This window comes from Streptomyces verrucosisporus, assembly GCF_017114865.1.
Taxonomy (GTDB): Bacteria; Actinomycetota; Actinomycetes; order Streptomycetales; family Streptomycetaceae; genus Streptomyces; species Streptomyces fenghuangensis.
In genome coordinates, this window is record NZ_JADEYH010000009.1 from 170,856 (window position 1) to 191,302 (window position 20,447).

Consider the following 20,447-nt stretch of genomic DNA (forward strand, 5'->3'; position numbering starts at 1 on the left):
CGGTGTAGTCCCATGTTGCGGCACGGCACGGCATCGCGGAGACGGAGGCGGCACAGCGGTGGGGGACAAGCGGGGGGCTCTGGCGGCGGCACTGGTCTGCGCCATGGCCGCGGGACTGGCGGGCTGCTCCGGGGGACCGGGCGGTACGGGCGGACCGGACTCCGGGTCGGGAGGCGGCCTTCCGGCGGGGATCGGCAGGGCGGATCCGGAGGCATCGGGGAAGCCGGAGGAGGGGGAGGCCCCCTTCGCCGGGGGGTTCGGCGGGACGAGGCTGGAGCGGAGCTCCGCCGGGAAGATCATGGAGCGGTCCGCCGAGGCGATGAGGCGGGCCGAGTCGCTGCGCATCACCGGCTGGGTGGCCGGGGACGAAGGTGACGGCAGGATGACGGTCGACCTGGCGCTCGCCGGGGACGGCGACTGCACCGGCACCATGACGATCGGCGAAGGCACCGCCGAGGTCCTCTCCGCCGACGGGCGGATGTACATGAAGGGCGACGAGAGCTTCTGGGAGAGCCAGGGCGACGGCGGATTCGGGGAGGACCTGGCCGTCGAGCTGCTCTCGGAGCGCTGGGTGAGGACGGGCGACGGAAAGTCCGGCGCCGGCCCCGGTGGCTTCTGCGACCTCGACGGGCTGCTCGAGGACATGGAGTCCGGCGGCTCCGGGGAGACCGGGAAGCGCGAGCCCGTCGAGCTCGACGGCCGGGAGGTCATCCCGCTGGTCCAGGAGGACGACGGCGAGGGGACCACCACCGCCTACGTCGCCAACGACGACGACCGGCCCTATCTGCTGCGGATGGAGAACGAGGGGAGCGACGAGCCGGGTGTGATGGACTTCACCGGCCACGGGGAGGAGGTCGTGGTCGAGGCTCCGGATCCGGACGAGGTCCTCGACCTGGGCGAGATGCGCGAGGACTCCGGCCGGCACGAGTCGGTCTGAGGGGAGTTGACGCCCCGTCGCAACGGGGGCGCGGCGGTGGCCGGCGGCCGCCGCCCGCCACCGCCGCGCCGCGGCTGTCGGCGCGGCGCGCTAGCGTCTGGTGGGTGCCCGCACAGCTCGACGACCCCGACGACCTCCGGCAGCTCCTCGGCATCCCCTTCACCGCCGAGCAGATGGAGTGCATCACCGCTCCGCCCGCGCCGCAGGTCATCGTGGCCGGAGCCGGGTCGGGCAAGACGACGGTGATGGCCGCCCGGGTGGTCTGGCTGGTGGGCACCGGGCAGGTGGCGCCCGAGCGTGTACTGGGTCTGACCTTCACCAACAAGGCGGCGGGCGAGCTGGCCGACCGGGTGCGCGGGGCGCTGCGCAGGGCGGGAGTGCTCGACCCGGACCCCATCGACCCCTCCGACCCCGCCGCCCCCGAACAGCCGCCCAGCGAGCCGCGGATCTCCACCTACCACGCCTTCGCCGGGCAGCTGCTGGGCGACCACGGGCTGCGGCTGGGCATCGAGCCGTCCGCCCGGCTGCTGGCCGACGCCACCCGCTACCAGCTCGCCGCCTCGGTGCTGCGCACCGCGCCCGGCCCCTTCACGGCGCTGACCAAGTCCGTCAGCGAGCTGGTGCGCGACCTCCTTGCCCTCGACGGCGAGCTGTCCGAGCACCTGGTGGAGCCGGAGCGGCTGCGCGCGTACGACCGAGAGCTGCTCGGCCTGCTGGAGAGTGGCGAGGTGAGGCTCACCAACGCCGCCCTGCGGAAGGTGCCCGAGACCGCGCGGGGCCGTCTGGAACTGCTGGGGCTCGTCGAGGAGTACCGCAGGCGCAAGCGGGAGCGCGAACTGCTCGACTTCGGCGACCAGATGGCCCTGTCGGCGTCCCTGGCGAGGGATGTGCCCGAGGTCGGGCGGATCCTGCGAGGGGAGTACGCCGTGGTGCTGCTGGACGAGTACCAGGACACCTCCGTGGCCCAGCGCGTCATGCTGGCCGGCCTGTTCGGGGAGGGCACCGGCCACGCCGTCACCGCCGTCGGCGACCCCTGCCAGGCCATCTACGGCTGGCGCGGCGCGTCCGTGGCCAACCTCGACGACTTCCCCGAGCACTTCCCCCTCGCCGGCGGCGCCCCCGCCCGCCGCCAGTCCCTGAGCGAGAACCGGCGCAGCGGCGGGAGGCTGCTGGACCTGGCCAACACACTGGCCGCGCCGCTGCGCGCCCGCCACGCGGGCGTGGAGGCGCTGCGCCCCGCACCCGGCGCCGAGCACGACGGCCTGGTGCGCTGCGCGCTGCTGCGCACCCACGCCGAGGAGATCGCGTGGCTGGCCGACTCCGTCGCCCATCTGGTGAACACCGGCACCGAGCCCGGCCGGGTCGCCGTGCTGTGCCGCACCGCCGGCGACTTCGCGCGGATCCAGGGCGCGCTGGTGGAGCGCGGGGTGCCGGTCGAGGTCGTCGGCCTGTCGGGACTGCTGCATCTGCCGGAGATCGCCGATCTGGTCGCCATGTGCGAGGTCCTCCAGGACCCGACCGCCAACGCCTCCCTGGTGCGCCTGCTCACCGGCCCGCGCTGGCGCATCGGCCCGCGCGACCTCGCCCTGCTGGGACGCCGCGCCCGGCTGCTGGTGCCCGGCGGCCCGCGCACCGGCGGCGGGGAGGCCGGAGTCGAGGAGCGGCTGGCGGCGGCCGTGGAGGGCACCGACCCGGCCGAGGTGGTCTCCCTCGCCGACGCGCTCGACACCTTCCTGGGCACCAGCGGCCACGACGACCCGCTGCCGTTCTCCGCCGAGGCCCGGGTGCGCTTCGCCCGGCTGGCCAAGGAGATCCGCGACCTGCGGGCATCCCTGGCCGACCCGCTGATGGACGTGCTGCACCGGGTGCTGTCCGTCACCGGCCTGGAGGTCGAACTCTCCGCCTCCCCGCACGCGCTGGCCGCCCGCCGCCGGGAGACCCTCGGCACCTTCCTGGACATCGCCGCCGGATTCGCCTCGCTGGACGGGCAGTCCACCCTGCTGGCCTTCCTTGGCTTCCTGCGCGCCGCGGCCGAGTACGAGAAGGGGCTGGACAGTTCGCTGCCCGGCGCCGAGAACACCGTCAAGGTCCTCACCGCGCACAAGTCCAAGGGCCTGGAGTGGGACGTGGTCGCCCTCCCCGGGCTGGTGGCCGGGAACTTCCCCAGCGGGCAGGCCCGCGAGTCCTGGCTCTCCCAGCCGAAGGTGCTGCCGCCCGCGCTGCGCGGCGACGCGGCGACCCTGCCGGAGCTGTCCGGCTGGACGGCGAAGGACCGCAAGGCCTACGACGAGGCGGTCAGGGACCACCAGCACACCGAGGAACTGCGGCTGGGCTACGTCGCCTTCACCCGCCCCCGCTCCCTGCTGCTGGGCTCGGGCCACTGGTGGGGCCCCAGCCAGAAGAAGCCGCGCGGCCCCTCCTCCTTCCTGGAGGCGCTGCGCGCGCACTGCGAGGCCGACCCGCGGCACGGCGAGGTCGAGCACTGGGCCGGGGAGCCCGCCGAGGGCGAGGAGAACCCGGCCCTGGAGGAGTCGGCCGAGGAGCGCGCCTGGCCCCTGCCACTGGACGAGGAGGCCTGGGCACGCCGCCGTGCCGCCGCCGCGCGCGTCATGGCCCACCTGGACGGGCGGACGGGCGAGCGGGGGGACGGGCGGTCGGACGGGCGGAGGCTGCCCCGTCCCCGTCCTGCCCCGGAGCCCGACCCGGCCCCGGAGCTGACGCCGGAGGACGCGCGGACCGTCGCCTCCTGGGACCGTGACATGGAGGCGCTCACCGCCGAACTGCGCCGGGCCCGCTCGGGAGTGCTGGAGGTGCCGCTGCCCCCGGCGCTCTCCGCGACCCAGCTCGTACGCCTGGCCGCCGACCCCGAGGGCTTCGCGCGGGATCTGGCCCGGCCCATGCCGCGGCCGCCGCGGCCCGCGGCCGCCCGCCGGGGCGCCCGTTTCCACGCCTGGGTGGAGTCCCGCTTCGAGGAGCTGGAACTGCCCCTGCACGATCCCGAGGAGCTGCCGGGCGGCGGGGAGGAGGGCGAGGCGTACCCCGGCGGCGAGGACGGGATCGCCGACGAGGAGGATCTGGCCGCGCTCAAGGAGGCGTTCGGCCGCACCCCCTACGCGCACCGCACCCCGTACCGCGTCGAGGCGCCCTTCCGGCTGGTGCTCGCGGGCCGGGTGGTCCGGGGCCGGATCGACGCGGTGTACCGCGACGCGGACGGCCGTTTCGAGATCATCGACTGGAAGACCGGGCACTCCGGCAGGGCCGACCCGCTCCAGCTCGCCGTCTACCGCCTCGCCTGGGCCGAGCGGCACGGGCTGCCGCCCGAGGCCGTGGGCGCAGCCTTCCTCCACGTCCGCAGCGGGGAGCTGGTCCGCCCCGCCCGGCTGCCGGGCCGCGCCGCTCTGGAGAGGCTGCTGCTGTACGGCACGGAGGGCACCGAAGGCGCACAGGGCGCGCGGGAGATGACCGCCCCGGATGTTCCGGACATCCCGGGCGGCCGGGAGGTGCCCGGCGGACGGCGGGACGCGGCGACCGATTCCGGGGCGGGCGGAACGGCCGGATAGGCTCGGGGCATGAGCACCACCCCGGCCGCTCGTGGACACCGTCGTCCGCGCGCGCACCGCAGGCCGGCCCGCCGTCCCCGCGGACGGTCGGCGCCCCCGTCCCCCCGGCACGGGGGAGCGGGCGGGACGGCTGTGAGCGGGCGCCGCCGCGGACGGAGAGGGACGGGTCTTCCACCGCACCCGGACCGCACGGAACGGTCCGGCGGCCGTCGTACGCACCCGAACCACCGCTCACGCAGCAGGGGAAGTTGGTAGCAGCCGTGATCACCTGGCCCGACCACACCACCGACGACCGTCCTCCGATCACGCTCACCGCCACCGGCGGCATAGACCGGGCCTCCCACCACCGGCTGGACGAGGCCTGGCTCGGGGCGGCCTGGAGCCACCCGACGACCCGCTGCTTCGTGGTCTCCGGCGGGCAGGTGCTGATCGAGGACACCGGGGGCGGGGGCGCCGAGCTGGTGACCATGCCCTCCTTCGACGCCCCGCTGACCGAGGCGCACCGCTACTTCCTCGGCATCGACGAGGACGGCGTGCGCTACTTCGCGCTGCAGAAGGACGCGCTGCCGGGCCGGATGGACGACGCGGCCCGGCCGGCCGGTCTGCGGGAGGCGGGCACGCTGCTGTCCGAGCGGGACGCCCAGCTGATGGTGCACGCCGTGGCCCTGGAGAACTGGCAGCGCATGCACCGCTTCTGCTCGCGCTGCGGCGAGCGCACGGTCATCGCCGCCGCCGGGCACATCCGCCGCTGCCCGGCCTGCGGCGGCGAGCACTACCCGCGCACCGACCCGGCCGTGATCATGCTGGTGACGGATCCGCAGGGCCGTGCGCTGCTGGGCCGCCAGGTGCACTGGCCCAAGGGCCGCTTCTCCACGCTCGCGGGCTTCGTGGAGCCGGGCGAGTCCATCGAGCAGGCGGTCGTCCGCGAGGCGGGCGAGGAGGCGGGCGTCACGATCGGCAGGGTCGAGTACGTCGCCAGCCAGCCGTGGCCCTTCCCCTCCAGCCTGATGCTGGGCTTCGTGGCGCACGCCACCTCCACCGAGATCCGGGTGGACGGCGAGGAGATCGAGGAGGCCCGCTGGTTCTCCCGCGAGGAGCTGGGCGCCGCGTTCGCCTCCGGCGAGGTGCTCCCGCCGTCGGGCATCTCGATCGCTGCCCGGCTGATCGAGCTGTGGTACGGGCAGCCGCTGCCGGACCCGCTGTGACGGGCGGTCCGCCGCGGGCCCGGTGATCCGGGCCCGCGGCGGACCGCCGACGGTGGTGCGTCAGGCTCCCAGAACGGCCTTCACCTTCGCGATCGAGGGGTTGGGCAGGGCCGAGCCGTCGGGGAAGAGCACGGTCGGGACCAGCTGGTTGCCGTTGTTGACCTTCTCGACGAAGGCCGCGGCCTCCGGGTCGTGCTCGATGTTGACCTCGGTGTACGCGATTCCCTCGCGGTCCATCTGGCCCTTGAGCCGACGGCAGTAGCCGCACCAGGTGGTGCTGTACATCGTGACCGTTCCCGCCATGGGTTCTCGTGCTCCTCGTCTCGGCGTGTCGGCGTACTGGCATCGGTGGAACGTTCAACCGGCCGGACCCATTCCCGAACGGCCCGGACCGGGGCCGGAGCGAGCCCCGACCGGGCCGCGCGGAGGCGCTGGTGCTACGAGTCCCGGCCGCCTGTGGACGACGGTTACCGGGCCCCCGGCCGACCTGGCAGCATGGCGGGGTGACAGCAGCAACGCCCTCCTCCCTCTTCCCGAACGTCCCCGATTCGCCCGACGCGGTGCTCGAAGGACTCGACCCCGAGCAGCGCGAGGTGGCGACGGCGCTGCACGGCCCGGTGTGCGTGCTGGCGGGGGCCGGTACGGGCAAGACGCGCGCGATCACGCACCGGATCGCCTACGGGGTGCGGGCGGGGGCGCTCCCGCCCGCGAGCGTGCTGGCCGTCACCTTCACCAACCGCGCGGCGGGCGAGATGCGCGGGCGGCTGCGCCAGCTCGGCGCGGGCGGTGTGCAGGCCCGCACCTTCCACTCCGCCGCCCTGCGCCAGCTGCAGTTCTTCTGGCCGAAGGCGATCGGCGGCGACCTGCCGCGCCTGCTGGAGCGCAAGGTCCAGCTCGTCGCCGAGGCCGCCGCACGCTGCCGCATCCGGCTCGACCGCAACGAACTGCGGGATGTGACGGGCGAGATCGAGTGGGCCAAGGTCACCCAGAGCGTCCCGGAGGACTACCCGGCCGCGGTGGCGAAGTCCTCGCGCGAGGCGCCGCGCGACCCGGCCGAGATCAGCCGGATCTACGGGCTCTACGAGCAGCTCAAGCGCGAGCGCTCGGTCATCGACTTCGAGGACGTGCTGCTGCTCATGGTCGGCATCCTCCAGGAGCGGCCGGACATCGCCGACACCGTGCGGCGGCAGTACCAGCACTTCGTGGTGGACGAGTACCAGGACGTCAGTCCCCTGCAGCAGCGGCTGCTGGAGCTGTGGCTGGGGGAACGGGAGAGCGTCTGCGTGGTCGGCGACGCCAGCCAGACGATCTACTCCTTCACCGGGGCCACCCCCGACCACCTGCTCGACTTCCGCACCCGGCACCCCGGCGCCACGGTGGTGAAGCTGGTGCGCGACTACCGCTCCACACCGCAGGTGGTGCATCTGGCCAACGGGCTGCTGGCCCAGGCCCGGGGCCGGGCCGCCGACCACCGGCTGGAGCTGGTCTCCCAGCGCGAGGCCGGGCCGGATCCCGTCTACACCGAGTACCCGGACGAGCCCGCCGAGGCCGAGGGCGTCGCCCGCCGTATCCGGGAGCTGATGGACGCCGGGGTCCCGGCGAGCGAGGTCGCGGTCCTCTACCGCGTCAACGCCCAGTCCGAGGTCTACGAACAGGCCCTGGCGGACGCGGGGGTGCCCTACCAGATGCGCGGCGCCGAGCGGTTCTTCGAACGGCCCGAGGTGCGTGAGGCCGGGGTCGCCCTGCGCGGCGCGGCACGGGCCGGGGACAACGACCCGCTGCTGGCCGACGCCGTGGACCTCCCCTCCCAGGTGCGCGCGGTGCTCGGCGGCACCGGCTGGACGCCGCGGCCCCCGGCCGGATCGGGGGCGGTGCGCGACCGCTGGGAGTCCCTGGCGGCCCTGGTGCGGCTGGCCGAGGACTTCGCCCGGGCCCGGCCGCAGGCGACGCTGGCCGATCTCGTGGCCGAACTGGACGAGCGGGCGAACGCCCAGCACGCCCCCACCGTCGAGGGCGTCACCCTCGCCTCGCTGCACTCCGCCAAGGGCCTGGAATGGGACGCGGTCTTCCTGGTCGGGCTGACGGACGGGACGCTGCCGATCAGCTACGCGAAGACCGACGAGCAGGTCGAGGAGGAGCGCCGGCTGCTCTACGTGGGCGTCACCCGGGCCCGGCGCCACCTCTCCCTGTCCTGGGCGCTGTCACGCTCGCCGGGAGGCCGGGGCGGCCGCCGCCCGAGCCGGTTCCTGGCGGGGCTGCGGCCCGGCTCCTCGTCGGACGCCGGCCGCGCCGGCGGGGTGGAGCGCGGCGGCGGGCGGTCGCGCAAGCGACGCGGTCCGGTGCGGTGCCGGGTGTGCGGGCGCACCCTCACCGACGCGGGCGAGATCAAGCTGATGCGCTGCGAGGGCTGCCCCTCCGATCTGGACGAGGAGCTGTACGAGCGGCTGCGCGAGTGGCGATCGGGTCAGGCACGGCAGCTCGGCCAGCCCGCCTACTGCGTCTTCACCGACAAGACGCTCATGGCGATCGCCGAGGCCCTGCCCGACAACGAGACGGAGCTGGCGCGGATCCCCGGCGTGGGCGGGCGCAAGCTCCAGAGGTTCGGCGCCGATGTGCTGGCCCTGTGCGCGGGCGAGGAGATCGGCGCGGACCCGGGGGAATCCGCGGGCGAGCGGATGGAGGAACGAGCGGACGAACAAGCGGACGAATAGCTTCCGGAATCTGTCACAGAGGCTGTTACGAATCCGCCGGGAAAATAGTTTGCGCGGGCCGTCCAAACCCTCATAGCCTTCCGGACATGGACGAGCGGGGCCTACTGGCTCCGTCGGATCCATGCTGTACTGAACCCTGAACGTCCGGATCGACACACACGTCGATCCCCAAAGCGCCGAGAGGAGGCGAGCTTCGATGACCACCACGATCACGACGGAACCGACCGGTCGCGAGGTCCTCGCCTCCTGCCTGCTCGGCTCTCGCCTGTCCGGCACCCGTGCCTTCGGCTTTACGGCCGCGCGTCCGGCCTCCCTCGCGGTTCTGTCGATTCGCGAGCGGGCCAGTGAGCGACCGACCCAGGCACCCGCGGTAGTGGCGGCGGCACAGGCTGATGCCTATGCCCTCACCGGCGCGGCCAACGGTGCCGGCAACGGACAGAAGCAGGCCAAGCACCACACGATGTGGGCCTTCCGTGGGCTCGAACCCTGGAGAGATCCAGCCTGATCGGCACGATCAGGTCGGCACCTTCCAGGGCCGCGGAACCCACACCGGGATCCGCGGCCCTTCTGTTTTCCCCCAATGGCCCGGCCACCAGCCGGGCCGAAGAGACGACACAAAGACGAGGAATCCACCGCCGTGCACATCCAGACGCACGCCCCGTCCGTACAGCCCGACCCGATCCGAACGTCCGATTCCACGGAGGACTCCTTGACCCCGCTCACCACGCTCACCGAGCTCGACGACGCCATCGAGCGTCTCGGTGCGGCCGTGCCCTGCCGCAGCTACGACCCGGAGGTCTTCTTCGCCGAGTCGCCGGCCGACGTGGAGTACGCCAAGTCCCTGTGCCAGACCTGCCCGCTGCGCGAGGCCTGCCTCGCCGGCGCCAAGGACCGCCGCGAGCCCTGGGGCGTCTGGGGCGGCGAGCTGTTCGTCCAGGGGGTGGTCGTCCCCCGCAAGCGGCCGCGTGGCCGTCCCCGCAAGAACCCGGTCACGGCATGAACACCGTCGGCACGATCGATCACCCCGCGACGCACGGTCCCGCGCTGCGTCCCTTCCCGAAGCCGGAATCCGCGATGACCCTCAACACCGACAACCACGCGAGCACACAGCCCGACGCCACCGCCTCGCTCCAGAACAGGACCCGCGACATGCAACTCATCCCAGAAGCCATGGCCCGTGCCCATATGCGTGAACGCATGCGGGAGGCCGAGTCGGAACAACTCGGCCACCGGGTGATCACCGCCCGGCGTATGCAGCGCCGCGCCGAGCGGGCCTCCCTGCGGGCCCGCCGCGCTCTGGCCCTGGCCATCATGCAGTGACGGCTCCCCGGCTCCGGCCCTGATCCCGGTCACAGCTGGAGCCGGTGAGCCGCTACCGTCCGACTGCCCCGGCGGGCCGGAGCCGGGACCGGACGGCGGCCGGACGGACAGCCGGGCGGAGACCGGACGGGCAGCCAAAGCAGAGGACGACGGCAGAGAACACTGACCGAGGACGCGGGGGCCGGGGCGGTGACGCCCCGGCCCCCGCCTCCTTCCGGGCGGGCGCGGCGAGCCCCGCCCGCCCCAGGCCCCTCAGGCGGAGGTCTCCGCCACCTCCGTGCCCTCCCCGGCATCGTCGAAGTACTCCTCCTCGTCCTCATCCGGCAGGAAACCGGGCACCCACGCCTCCATCTCCTCGTGCATGCGCACCTGTGCGCCGAGCTGGCACAGCACACCGATCGTGCTGAGCGTCACCCGGTGGATGAGCAGGTAGGAAGGCGGCAGGTTGAGCTGCTTGCCCAACTGGTAGGCGGGGGAACGGGGGTCGGCGACCCTCGCGGCCTGCTCCCGCATCCAGTCCCGGGAGAAGACGAACTCCTCCACCTGCGCCGGCTCGATGATCGGCAGGAGGTACTCCAGCACCGCGTCCGGATCCAGTTCGACGGACGGCTTGATGAACCCCTCGTCGCACAGCAGCTCGTGGACCGCCTCCGCATCGCCGTCGAGCGCCATCCGCAGGGCGACGCCGATCGTCGGCGGAAGCCCCTCCGGCAACCGGTCGACCGTGCCGAAGTCCATCACCCCCAGCCGCCACTGCCCGGGCGGACCGTCGGGCGCGTCGCCGGTCAGCAGCCGGAAGTTCCCCGGGTGGGGGTCGGCGTGCAGCAGTCCGGTGCGGGCCGTGCCGGAGAACAGAAAGCGCGCCAGCAGCTGCCCGGCCCGGTCCCGCTCCTCACGGCTGCCGTCCCTGATCACATCGGCCAGCGGCACGCCCTCCAGCCACTCGGTGACCAGCACCTGGTCGCACTGGTACACCACGTCCGGCACCCGCACGTCCGGGTCGTCGGCGAACTCCTCCGCGTACGCCCGCTGCGCCCGCGCCTCCAGCTCGTAGTCCAGCTCCTCGCTGAGCCGGTCGCGCATCTCCGAGACCAGCGGCTTGATGTCCACACCCGGAATGAGCGGGCCCAGCAGCCGGACGAAGCGTCCCAGCTGGTTCAGGTCCGACAGCAGCGCCTCACCGGCACCGGGGTACTGCACCTTCACGGCCACCGGGCGGCCGTCGTGCCAGACACCGCGGTGCACCTGCCCGATCGAGGCCGCCGCCGAGGGCTTGTCCTCGAACTCCTCGAACAACCCACGCCAGTCCTCGCCCATGCGCTCGGCCAGCGCGGCGTGCACCGATGCCACCGGCATCGGCGGTGCCGCCTCCTGGAGCTTGGTCAGCGCCGCGCGGTAGGGGCCGGCCACCTCCTCCGGGAGCGCCGACTCGAAGACCGACAGCGCCTGGCCGAACTTCATGGCACCCCCCTTCAGCTCCCCGAGGACCTTGAACAGCTGCTCGGCGGTGCGCTGCTGCAGCTCCTGCCCGACCAGGTCCGCGGAGTACCCGCCGATCCGCTTGCCCAGGCCCCAGGTCGCGCGCCCCGCCATCCCCAGCGGCAGCGCGGCCAGCTTGGCGGTACGGGTGACGGCCTTACGCGGAAGATCCGACATGTGCCCCTCCAACTTCCCGACAGCACGACCAGGTGGCAGCGCCGAGGACAGCGGTCATGTGGCCATTGTGGACCGCCGGGCCCCGTCCGCCGAGAGCGGGCGGCCGCCGTGCCCGGAAGCCGCACCGCACGGACACTCCGGATGAGGCGGCACCGGCTCGCACTCGGCGCGCAGCCGCGGCAGCACCCAGTGCTGCCGCGAGTCCGTGACACAGCTCTCGTCCCCGTCCAGGAAACTCAGCGCACAGGAGGCGGCGGCCCCCGCGACCACCGTCGCCAGCGCCACGTCGCAGGCGGGCACCGCCGACCGCCGTGCCGACCTCCACTGTGCCACCACCAGCGGCCAGGTGGGCTCCCGCTCGGTACGCCCGAGCGTCAGGCACTCCGCGCAGGCCGTCGCACCCGGCAGCACCAGCGGCCCCACGAAGCCGGTGGCCTCGACGACACCGGCGTACAGATGAGGCCGCCCGCTCCCGACCAGCTCCTCGGCCGCGGCGGGATCCGGGGCGTAGGCGGCCAGGCCGTCGCGCGGGGCGATCACCACCAGAGCGAGTGGCACGGAGCCCTCCCCCCGCCCGGGGCGGGGCGGACGGGCCCCGGCGGCCGCCCGCCGTACCGCCCGGCGAGCGGCCGAGGACCGCCGCTCGCCGGTCTGCCCGGGATCGATGCCCCCGGGCGCGGTGTCCCACGGCGCCACGCAGCCCCCGTCCACCACGTCCACCTGCCCCACCCCGGCCGCCGACAGCAGCGCCGCCACCGTCGCTCCGACCCTTCCGGCGCCGCGCACCTGTACCCGGGCCGCCGACCTGGCGGCCAGCCGGCGCACCCCGCCGCCCGGCTCGGGCCGGAGCACCGAGAGCGACCCCAGGTCCGGGCGGAGCCGGTCGTCCACCCGGGCCGCCGCCCGCCGGTGAGCGGTGGCGTCGTCCAGCAGCCCCGCGGCCGTCAGCCGTGCCACCAGCCGGTCGGCAGCGTCCGCCCCGAGCCCCATCGCCTCGGCGGCCTGTCTGAGCTGGGAAAGGTTGCGGGTGCCGTCGAAAAGCTCCAGGAAACCGCCGGTCGCGGTGTCCACCGGACCCAGCAGCACCGCGTGCGCGGGCGCCACCCCGTACCGCACGGTGTCCCGGTCCCGCCAGGCACGCCGGAGCGCGGGTTTGATCATCGGATGCACGGCAACCCCCTGAACGACCGCTGAACCACTTCTGAGCCCCTCCCAGGTGCGTTGGCGCCGGGAGGAGGACCGGACGGACCCAGCCTGCGTCCTTTCCCGCGCCCGCCGCGGAGCGCCGTCCACAGGACGCGGCGTTCGTCATACCGGGTGTGCGGGGGCGCTCGGGAGGCGCGCCACCGGCTCGCACGCAGGCGTGCGTCCCCGCCGGTGCCCCGGAGGCGGGACTTCCACCGATGCCTGCGGGTAACGTCGTGGCATGCCCGCAGACCCGCTGAACAGCGTCGAGGAGCCGGGCCCCGGCCCGGACGGCGCGGCCGCGGGCGGCACGGCGCCGCGGCCGGACGCGATCGAGGTCCGCCGCAGCACACGCCGCCGCCGTACGGTCTCCGCCTACCGGGAGGGCGGCCGCACCGTCGTCCTCATCCCGGCCCGGATGTCGAAGGAGGAGGAGCGGCGCTGGGTGGGCGTCATGCTCGACAAGCTGGCCGCCCAGGAGAGCCGGAGGACACTCGACGACGGGGAGCTGGCCGCCCGCGCCGTGCGGCTGTCCGAGCAGTACCTGCTCGGGCGCGCCCGCCCGGCCACCGTGCGCTGGGTCACCAACCAGAACACCCGCTGGGGCTCGTGCACCCCCGCCGAGGGCAGCATCCGCCTCTCCCACCGTCTGCAGGGAATGCCGGAGTACGTCCTGGACTACGTCCTCCTGCACGAGCTGGCCCATCTGCTGGTCCCCGGCCACGGCCCGGAATTCTGGCGGCTGTTGGAGACCTATCCGCGTACGGAGAGGGCACGGGGATTCCTTGAGGGAGTGACCGCCGCGGGCCGGCTGCCGAACGTTCCCCGCGACGGGGGCGAGTGAGCCGCGGGAGTACCGGTTAGCCTGGCGCAACGCAATTCACCGCTTCGGATGGGGGACGGTCGTTACGCATGGCCAGGGAATTCCAACGAGGCCACAAGGCCAAGATCAGCGATCTGACGGCCGGGACGGACCTGTACGTGGGCGTACGGATCTCCGCGCCGGGGCTGTCCTTCGACATCAGCTGCTTCGGTCTCGACGCCGACGAGAGGCTGTCGGACGACCGCTACTTCGTCTTCTTCAACCAGCCAGAGTCGCCGGAGGGGGCGATCCGGCTGCTGGGCGCCCAGGCGGGCGACACCGAATCCTTCAGAGTGACGCTGGACCGCATTCCCACGAATGTCCAGAAGATTTCCTTCACCGCCACGATCGACGGCGACGGGCAGATGTCCCGGACCGATCCCGGCTATCTGCGGATCGTAGCGGGCGGTGAGGAGGTCGCGCGCTACTCGTTCGACGGTTCGGAGTTCACCACCGAGCGGGCCGTGATGCTCGGCGACTTCTACCTCAAGGACGTCTGGCGCTTCGCGGCGGTCGGGCAGGGCTTCGACGGAGGGCTGGAGGCGCTGCTGAAGCACTTCGGCGGCGAAGTGCTGGAGGAGGAGCCCGCTCCCGCGCCGGCTCCGCAGGCGGCGCCCGGTTTCGCGCCGCCCGCCGGACCGGCGCCCGGCTTCGCGCCCCCGGCGCCCCCCGCTCCCGCGCAGCAGGCACACCCGCCCGCACCGGCACCGCAGCAGGCACCCCCGCCCCCGGCGGCCCCCGTTCCCGCCCAGCCGCCCTTCGGGCAGCCGGCGCAGCCCGCCGGACCCTCCCACGGAGGCGGGCCCGCCCAGCCGGGTTTCCCGGGACAGGCGGCCCCGCCCGTTGCGCCCCCGTCCGCCCCGGTACCCCCGGCGCCCACAGCCCCGGGCCAGGCCCTGCCCAACCCCTTCGGGCAGCCGCCGGCTCCGCAGCAGCCCTTCGGACAGGCCCCCGGTCACCCCGGCGCCCCGCAGGCACCCCAGATGCCCCAGATACCCCAGGGACCGGCGGCCGGTATCGGCGCCGCGCTGGAGAAGTACCGGGAGGCGCCCACCGGGCAGCGCTGGACCCTGCAGAACCCGGCGCTGATCCGCGCCGACCTCTCCCACGACGGCCAGGGCGTCCTCGCGCGCCAGGGCAGCATGGTGCTCTACCAGGGCAAGGTCGACTTCTCCTACAAGGGCGCCGGATTCGCCGGCCGGATCATCGGCAACGCCACCGGCCAGGAGATGCAGCTCATGCGCTGCACCGGCCGCGGCCAGGTGTTCTTCGCCGAGAACGCCGCGCACGTCCACCCCATCGAGCTCCAGGGCGACGCCGTCTGCGTCTCCGCCGACAACGTGCTCGCCTTCGACGAGACCCTCCAGTACGAGGTGCGCCGGATCGACGGCCACGGCATCCCCGGCGGCGCACTGTTCACCATGCAGTTCCAGGGCACCGGCACCGTCGTGGTCAAGACGCAAGGCACCCCGGTCGTCCTGCCCGTCACCCCGACGACCTTCGCCGACAGCCAGGCCGTAGTCGCCTGGTCCGCCGGCGCCCAGGTGATCATCTCCAGCCAGGTGCGGCTGCGCCGCAACGCCTACCCGGGCCACAGCGGGGAGACCGTGAACCTCCAGTTCCGCGGCGCGCCCGGCAACTTCATCGTCGTCCAGCCCTACGAGGTCTGAGGGAGCCCGTCATGGACCACACAGCGATCCCGGGGGTCTCGGGCTACGCCCCGGCCCCGCCCGCCGCCCGCATGGAGAACCACGGCTCGCACATGGTGAAGATCGCCATGACCGGCGGCCAGGACGTCTTCGCCCGTTCCGGCTCGATGGTCGCCTACGAGGGCTTCGTCCAGTACGAGGCCAATCCGCCGGCCGTCCGGCAGGCCGCCTCCCAGTGGCTCACCGGAGAGGGCGCCCCACTGATGAAGTGCAGCGGCGACGGACTGCTCTACCTGGCCGACTACGGCGCCGACGTCGTCTGCCTGAACCTCGACAACGAGGCGATGTCCGTCAACGGCACCAACCTCCTCGCCTTCGACGCCCATCTCCAGTGGGGCGTCGAGCGCGTCAAGGGCCTGGCGAAGTTCTCCGGGCAGGGCATGTTCAACGTCGGGATATCCGGCACCGGCTGGGTCGCCCTCACCTCCCGCGGCACTCCCGTGGTCGTGGACTGCGGACGCGGCGAGGACGAGACGTACGTCGACCCCGACGCACTGGTGGCCTGGTCCTCGGGGCTGAAGATGAAGGGCAAGCGGAGCATGAAGGCGGGCGCACTGATCGGCCGGGGCAGTGGCGAGGCGTACCAGATCGCCTTCTCCGGCCGGGGGTTCGTCGTCGTACAGCCCAGCGAGGACAGTACCGACCGCCTGCGCGTCCGGGGCTGAGGGGGAAGGAAGAACCATGCAGAGTCCGCTTTTCGGCCACACCGAGGTGCAGAGCCAGGACCGCTACGCCCTGCAGAACCCGCAGCTTCTGCGGGTCCTGCTCGGCGGCCAGGACGATGTGCTCGCCCGCAAGGGCGCGATGGTCGCCTACCAGGGTCTGATGGAGTTCGACGGTGAGTACCAGAGCGGCGAGCAGCGCCGCAGGCGGTCCCGGACCGGCGAGAACCTGGAACTGATGCGCTGCTCCGGGCAGGGCACGGTCTACCTGGCCAACCTCGCCCAGTACATCCACATCATGGACGTGGACTCCGAGGGCCTGACGGTCGACAGCGCCTACGTGCTGGCGCTGGACTCGTCCCTGCACTGGGAGGTGATCGCCGTGGACAGCCAGTTCGGGATCTCCGGCTCCGGCGCGTACAACCTCAACATCACCGGGCGCGGCAAGGTCGCGCTGATGACCTCCGGCCAGCCACTGGCGCTCCAGGTCACCCCGGAGCGGTACGTCAGCGCCGACTCCGACGCGGTGGTCGCCTGGTCCAGCTCGCTGCGGGTGCAGATGCAGGCCCAGACCAGTTCCCAGAGCGTGTTCCGCCGGCGCGGCAGCACGGGGGAGGGCTGGGAGCTGAACTTCATGGGCGAGGGCTTCGCCCTCGTCCAGCCCAGCGAGCTGCTGCCGCCGCAGAACGCGGCGGCCGGTCCGGGCGCGCAGTACGGCATGGGCCAGCACGGCGCACGCGGCCAGAACCAGGGCAACATCTGGACCAACTGACCGGCCGGAGGACACCGGGGCGCGCGGGCGGGCCCCCTCAGGAGGACCGCCCGCGCGCCCCGGTGTCAGAGCAGTGCGCGAGTGCGCTCGGCCAGCCGTACGACGGAGTCGTCGGCCACGTCCGCCACCTCGTCCCAGCCGAGCCAGCGCAGCTCCAGCGACTCCTCGCTGATCTCCTCGGCCGCGCCCTCGGGCGCCAGGGCGGCGTACTGCACGTCCAGGTGCCAGGCGCACGGCGTGTGGTGCCGGTCCAGCCGTACGGGCCCGCCCGGCAGCAGGGTGAGCCCCGCGATGCCCGACTCCTCGGCGGCCTCCCGCAGGGCGGCTCCGGCGAGGACGGTGTCACCGGGCTCGCAGTGCCCGCCCGTCTGGAGCCACATCCTCAGCTTGCGGTGGTGCGTCAGCAGGACGCGTCCGCGCCGCGGATCCACCACCAGCGCGCTCGCCGTTATGTGCCCGTCCGCGCAGGACCGCCACACGCCGTCCGGGCGGGCGGCCAGATGGTCGCAGTACGCCAGGCGCAGCGCCTCCTGAGCGCCGTCCGGCGCGGACCACTCCTTGAGCGTCCGCGCCGCGTCCTCGTGCAGGCTCACCGGGCGCCGCCGTGATCGTCCCCGCGCTCGTTCCCGCCGTCCTCGCGCTCGTCCTTGTCCTCCGGTTCCGGGCCGCGCACGCCTTCGGCGCCGCCCTCCGCACCGGACTCCTTGCCCAGCAACCCCTCCAGTTCGGAGAAGTCCAGCTGCTCGCGGTGGACGAAGCCGTCCGGGTCGTCGAGGTCCTCGGCGGTCGGCAGCATGTCCGGGTGCGCCCACAGCCCGTCGCGCCCGTCCACCCCGCGGGCGTCGGTGAGCGAGGCCCACAGCCGGGAGGCGTCGCGCAGCCGCCGGGGCCGCAGCTCCAGGCCGATCAGCGTGGCGAAGGTCTGCTCGGCCGGACCGCCGCCGGCGCGGCGGCGCCGCAGCGTCTCGCGCAGGGCGGAGGCGGAGGGCAGATGGGGCTCGGCCGCGGCGTGCACCACCGCGTCCACCCAGCCCTCGACCAGTGCCAGCGCCGTCTCCAGCCGGGCCAGGGCCGCCTTCTGCTCGGGGGTGTCCTCGGGCTGGAACATGCCCTGCTGCAGCGCCTCCTGCAGCTCCTCGGGACGTGAGGGGTCGAGCTGCCCGACGACGTCCTCCAGCTTGGCCGTGTCCACCTTGATCCCGCGCGCGTACCCCTCGACCGCGCCGAACAGGTGCGAGCGCAGCCACGGGACATGGGCGAACAGCCGCTGGTGCGCCGCCTCGCGCAGCGCCAGGTAGAGCCGCACCTCCTCCAGGGGCACGCCCAGGCCCTCGCCGAAGGCCGCGATGTTGGCCGGCAGCAGCGCCGCCCGGCCCTTCGGCCCCAGCGGCAGCCCGATGTCGGTGGAGCCCACCACCTCGCCGGCCAGCACGCCCAGCGCGTGGCCGATCTGGGTGCCGAACATCGCACCGCCCATGGAGCGCATCATCCCCAGCAGCGGGCCGGCCATGGCCTGCATCTCCTGGGGGAGCACGTCGCCCATGGCCGCCCCGACCCGCTCGGCGACCGGGTCCACCAGGTCCTTCCACACCGGGAGGGTGGCCTCCACCCACTCGGCGCGGCTCCAGGCGAGGGCCGAACCGGAACCGGAGGGCAGCGAGGTCACGCCGTCCAGCCACAGGTCGGCCAGGCGCACGGCCTCCTCCACCGCCTCGCGCTCCCGCGGGCCGACGCTGGCGTCCTTGGTGCCGTCCGGGGTGCCCGCGGCGACGGTCTGCCGGGCGATGTCCTTGGCCATGTCCCAGTTGACCGGCCCGCCCTCGTAGCTGAGCATCTGGCCGAGCCGCTGGAACGCGGCGCCCAGGTCGTTCGGGTCGAATCCGCCGGGGCCGCCGCCCAGGGATCCGAACATCGCCGCGAGCGGGTTGTCGGCGCCGCCCGCGCCGCCGAACCCGAAGGGGTTCTGCGGGCCGCCCCGGTCGCCCTGACCGCCCTTGTCGCCCTTCTTCCGTCCGTCGTCGCCCTCCTCGGGCTCCTCGGGCGGCATGCCGAATCCGAATGGGATGTCACTCACGGGGTTCCTCGGCTCTGGTGGATGGGACGGTGGGACGTCGGTGGGATGGTGTGCGATGTGGCGGGCTCTACGTCCAGCCTAGACACCTCTCGTGCAGGATGGAGCCTGCGCACGTCGTACCCACAGACAACCGCGGGAGACACCGGGTGAGTTCCCAGGAGCCAAACGTTCGCGGTCCGCGTAACGGAGCCGCAGGGCCCGTCGTCGCGGTCACCGGAGCCGCAACGGGGGTCGGCGCGCTGCTCACCGAGCGGCTGGTCGCCTCCCCGGACGTGGGCCGGGTCGTCGCGCTCGACGAGCGCCGCGGAGTGGTGGACGACGCGCAGTGGCACGTCCTGGACGTGCGGGACCCGGCCATCGCCGACCGGTTGCGCGGTGACGGCGAGCCGGTGGACACCGTGGTCCACCTCGCCCTGGACCTGGATCTGGAGACCGACCCCGCCGCACGCACCGCCTACAACGTGCGCGGCACCCAGACCGTGCTGACCGCGGCCGCCGCCGCGGGCGTGCGCCGGGTGGTGCTGTGCACCTCGGCGATGGTCTACGGGGCCCTGCCCGACAACGACGTGCCGCTGGCCGAGGACGCCGAGCTGCGGGCGACCGCCGAGGCCACCGGGGTGGGCGACCTGCTTGAGATCGAACGCCTCGCCCGGCGCGCCCCGCGCGCGCATCCGGGACTGAACGTCACGGTCGTACGCCCCACCGTCCTGGTCGGCGGCACCGACACCGCCCTGACCCGCTACTTCGAGTCCCCGCGCCTGCTGGTCGTGGCCGGCTCCCGGCCCTGCTGGCAGTTCTGCCACGTCGAGGACCTGGCCGGCGCCCTGGAGTACGCGGCGCTGGAGAAGGTGGAGGGCGAACTGGCGGTCGGCTGCGACGGCTGGCTGGAGCAGGAGGAGGTCGAGGAGCTGTCCGGCATCCGCCGCATGGAGCTGCCCTCCGCCGTCGCGCTCGGCGCCGCCTCCCGGCTCCACCGCCTGGGGCTGACGCCCTCCCCGGCCGGCGACCTGGCGTACACCATGCACCCCTGGGTGGTCAGCGGCTCCCGGCTGCACGAGGCGGGCTGGCGGCCGAAGTGGACCAACGAGGAGGTGCTGGCCGCGCTGCTGGAGGAGGCGGCCGGGCGCCACGCGGTCGCGGGCCGCCGCCTGGGCCGCAAGGACGCCACCACGCTCGGCGCCGCGGGCGCGACCGTCGCCCTGGTGGGCACAGCGGCCCTGGTCAGGCGCGCTCGCAAGGCCCGCCGCCGGGTGTGACGACGGGCGCGGCACCGGAGGGCGGCACCGGGGTGTCGGCGGGCCGCCGCCGTGCTCCCGCGCCCGTACGGCACCATGGCCCCATGGCACAGACGTACGACCACCCCGGGGAGCGGGCGGCGCCCGACCCGGTCCGCCTCCTGGCGATCCGCGACACCCCGCTCTCCGTGGACGAGGTCCTCAAGGCCGTCGGCGACGCCTCGGCGGGAGGCACCGCGCTGTTCGCGGGCACCGTGCGCGACCACGACGGGGGCACGGGGGTGACCGGGCTCGGCTACTCCTGCCACCCCACGGCCGAGGCCGAGCTCCGCCGGGTCGCGAAGGAGGTCGCGGCCGACTTCCCCGTACGGGCGCTCGCCGCGGTCCACCGTGTGGGGGACCTGTCGGTCGGCGATCTGGCCGTGGTCGTCGCCGTCTCCTGCGCGCACCGCGCCGAGGCGTTCGAGGCGTGCCGCCGCCTGATCGACGACCTGAAGCACCGGGTGCCGATCTGGAAGCACCAGACCTTCGCCGACGGCACCGAGGAGTGGGTGGGGGC

18 protein-coding genes are annotated in these 20,447 nt (G+C 73.9%); 13 read left to right on the plus strand and 5 right to left on the minus strand.

What is annotated here, in order from left to right:
• The first annotated feature begins 58 nt into the window (after nucleotides 1-58).
• The 3 genes from IQ279_RS13075 (at nucleotide 59) to nudC (ending at nucleotide 5,702) form a co-directional block, all read left to right on the plus strand.
• Nucleotides 59-937 carry a LolA-like protein gene (locus IQ279_RS13075; RefSeq protein WP_206348693.1) on the plus strand — a complete coding sequence of 293 codons (879 nt, stop codon included), beginning with the start codon at nucleotides 59-61 and terminating at the stop codon, nucleotides 935-937.
• Nucleotides 938-1,041: 104 nt separating this feature from the next.
• Nucleotides 1,042-4,497 (plus strand): ATP-dependent DNA helicase, encoded by a 3,456-nt coding sequence (locus tag IQ279_RS13080; RefSeq protein ID WP_206348694.1) that lies wholly within the window; start codon nucleotides 1,042-1,044, stop codon nucleotides 4,495-4,497.
• A 260-nt stretch (nucleotides 4,498-4,757) separates the two neighbouring features.
• Nucleotides 4,758-5,702 carry an NAD(+) diphosphatase gene (gene nudC, locus IQ279_RS13085; protein WP_206348695.1) on the plus strand — a complete coding sequence of 315 codons (945 nt, stop codon included), beginning with the start codon at nucleotides 4,758-4,760 and terminating at the stop codon, nucleotides 5,700-5,702.
• A gap of 60 nt (nucleotides 5,703-5,762) precedes the next feature.
• Here the strand turns inward: nudC and IQ279_RS13090 are convergent, their stop codons facing one another.
• Nucleotides 5,763-6,005, minus strand: coding sequence for a mycoredoxin (locus IQ279_RS13090; protein WP_206348696.1), 243 nt, complete (start codon nucleotides 6,003-6,005; stop codon nucleotides 5,763-5,765).
• 200 nt (nucleotides 6,006-6,205) lie between these two features.
• Here IQ279_RS13090 and IQ279_RS13095 point away from each other — a divergent pair, with 200 nt between their 5' ends.
• The 4 genes from IQ279_RS13095 to IQ279_RS13110 all read left to right on the plus strand — a co-directional run bounded on the left by IQ279_RS13095 (nucleotide 6,206) and on the right by IQ279_RS13110 (nucleotide 9,733).
• The gene (locus tag IQ279_RS13095; RefSeq protein WP_307792334.1) at nucleotides 6,206-8,413 is read left to right on the plus strand and encodes an ATP-dependent DNA helicase UvrD2; all 2,208 of its coding nucleotides are present in this window, start codon (nucleotides 6,206-6,208) and stop codon (nucleotides 8,411-8,413) included.
• 196 nt (nucleotides 8,414-8,609) lie between these two features.
• Nucleotides 8,610-8,918 (plus strand): hypothetical protein, encoded by a 309-nt coding sequence (locus IQ279_RS13100; protein ID WP_206348698.1) that lies wholly within the window; start codon nucleotides 8,610-8,612, stop codon nucleotides 8,916-8,918.
• A 132-nt stretch (nucleotides 8,919-9,050) separates the two neighbouring features.
• A complete protein-coding gene (locus IQ279_RS13105) occupies nucleotides 9,051-9,413 on the plus strand; it encodes a WhiB family transcriptional regulator (RefSeq protein ID WP_206348699.1) in 363 nt (120 codons plus the stop codon).
• Nucleotides 9,410-9,733, plus strand: a complete 324-nt coding sequence (locus IQ279_RS13110; protein WP_206348700.1) for a putative WhiB-interacting protein — start codon at nucleotides 9,410-9,412, stop codon at nucleotides 9,731-9,733. The genes IQ279_RS13105 and IQ279_RS13110 overlap by 4 nt, the downstream gene beginning before the upstream one ends.
• 252 nt (nucleotides 9,734-9,985) lie before the next feature.
• Here IQ279_RS13110 and IQ279_RS13115 read toward each other — a convergent pair whose 3' ends face one another.
• Together IQ279_RS13115 and IQ279_RS13120 are read right to left on the minus strand one after the other, a co-directional pair.
• The gene (locus IQ279_RS13115; protein WP_206348701.1) at nucleotides 9,986-11,389 is read right to left on the minus strand and encodes an ABC1 kinase family protein; all 1,404 of its coding nucleotides are present in this window, start codon (nucleotides 11,387-11,389) and stop codon (nucleotides 9,986-9,988) included.
• Between the two features lie 54 nt (nucleotides 11,390-11,443).
• Nucleotides 11,444-12,559 (minus strand): ThiF family adenylyltransferase, encoded by a 1,116-nt coding sequence (locus IQ279_RS13120; protein WP_206348702.1) that lies wholly within the window; start codon nucleotides 12,557-12,559, stop codon nucleotides 11,444-11,446.
• Nucleotides 12,560-12,815: 256 nt separating this feature from the next.
• On the opposite strand from IQ279_RS13120, the gene IQ279_RS13125 reads away from it, so the two are divergent.
• The 4 genes from IQ279_RS13125 (at nucleotide 12,816) to IQ279_RS13140 (ending at nucleotide 16,579) form a co-directional block, all read left to right on the plus strand.
• Nucleotides 12,816-13,418 carry a M48 metallopeptidase family protein gene (locus tag IQ279_RS13125; RefSeq protein ID WP_206348703.1) on the plus strand — a complete coding sequence of 201 codons (603 nt, stop codon included), beginning with the start codon at nucleotides 12,816-12,818 and terminating at the stop codon, nucleotides 13,416-13,418.
• A 68-nt stretch (nucleotides 13,419-13,486) separates the two neighbouring features.
• Nucleotides 13,487-15,106 (plus strand): TerD family protein, encoded by a 1,620-nt coding sequence (locus IQ279_RS13130; RefSeq protein ID WP_206348704.1) that lies wholly within the window; start codon nucleotides 13,487-13,489, stop codon nucleotides 15,104-15,106.
• Nucleotides 15,107-15,117: 11 nt separating this feature from the next.
• On the plus strand, nucleotides 15,118-15,810 hold the full coding sequence (locus IQ279_RS13135) for an AIM24 family protein (protein ID WP_206348705.1): 693 nt from the start codon (nucleotides 15,118-15,120) through the stop codon (nucleotides 15,808-15,810).
• A gap of 16 nt (nucleotides 15,811-15,826) precedes the next feature.
• Complete coding sequence (locus tag IQ279_RS13140) at nucleotides 15,827-16,579, plus strand: AIM24 family protein (protein ID WP_206348706.1); 753 nt, start codon at nucleotides 15,827-15,829, stop codon at nucleotides 16,577-16,579.
• Between the two features lie 65 nt (nucleotides 16,580-16,644).
• Here the strand turns inward: IQ279_RS13140 and IQ279_RS13145 are convergent, their stop codons facing one another.
• Together IQ279_RS13145 and IQ279_RS13150 are read right to left on the minus strand one after the other, a co-directional pair.
• Nucleotides 16,645-17,172: an NUDIX hydrolase gene (locus IQ279_RS13145; protein ID WP_206348707.1), complete on the minus strand. Its 528-nt coding sequence runs from the start codon at nucleotides 17,170-17,172 to the stop codon at nucleotides 16,645-16,647.
• The gene (locus IQ279_RS13150; RefSeq protein ID WP_206348708.1) at nucleotides 17,169-18,653 is read right to left on the minus strand and encodes a zinc-dependent metalloprotease; all 1,485 of its coding nucleotides are present in this window, start codon (nucleotides 18,651-18,653) and stop codon (nucleotides 17,169-17,171) included. Before IQ279_RS13150 ends, IQ279_RS13145 begins: the two co-directional genes overlap by 4 nt.
• Before the next feature lie 146 nt (nucleotides 18,654-18,799).
• Here IQ279_RS13150 and IQ279_RS13155 point away from each other — a divergent pair, with 146 nt between their 5' ends.
• Together IQ279_RS13155 and IQ279_RS13160 are read left to right on the plus strand one after the other, a co-directional pair.
• On the plus strand, nucleotides 18,800-19,909 hold the full coding sequence (locus tag IQ279_RS13155; protein ID WP_206348709.1) for an SDR family oxidoreductase: 1,110 nt from the start codon (nucleotides 18,800-18,802) through the stop codon (nucleotides 19,907-19,909).
• A gap of 83 nt (nucleotides 19,910-19,992) precedes the next feature.
• Nucleotides 19,993-20,447: molybdenum cofactor biosynthesis protein MoaE (locus IQ279_RS13160; protein ID WP_206348710.1), on the plus strand; the 455-nt coding region annotated here is incomplete at its 3' end.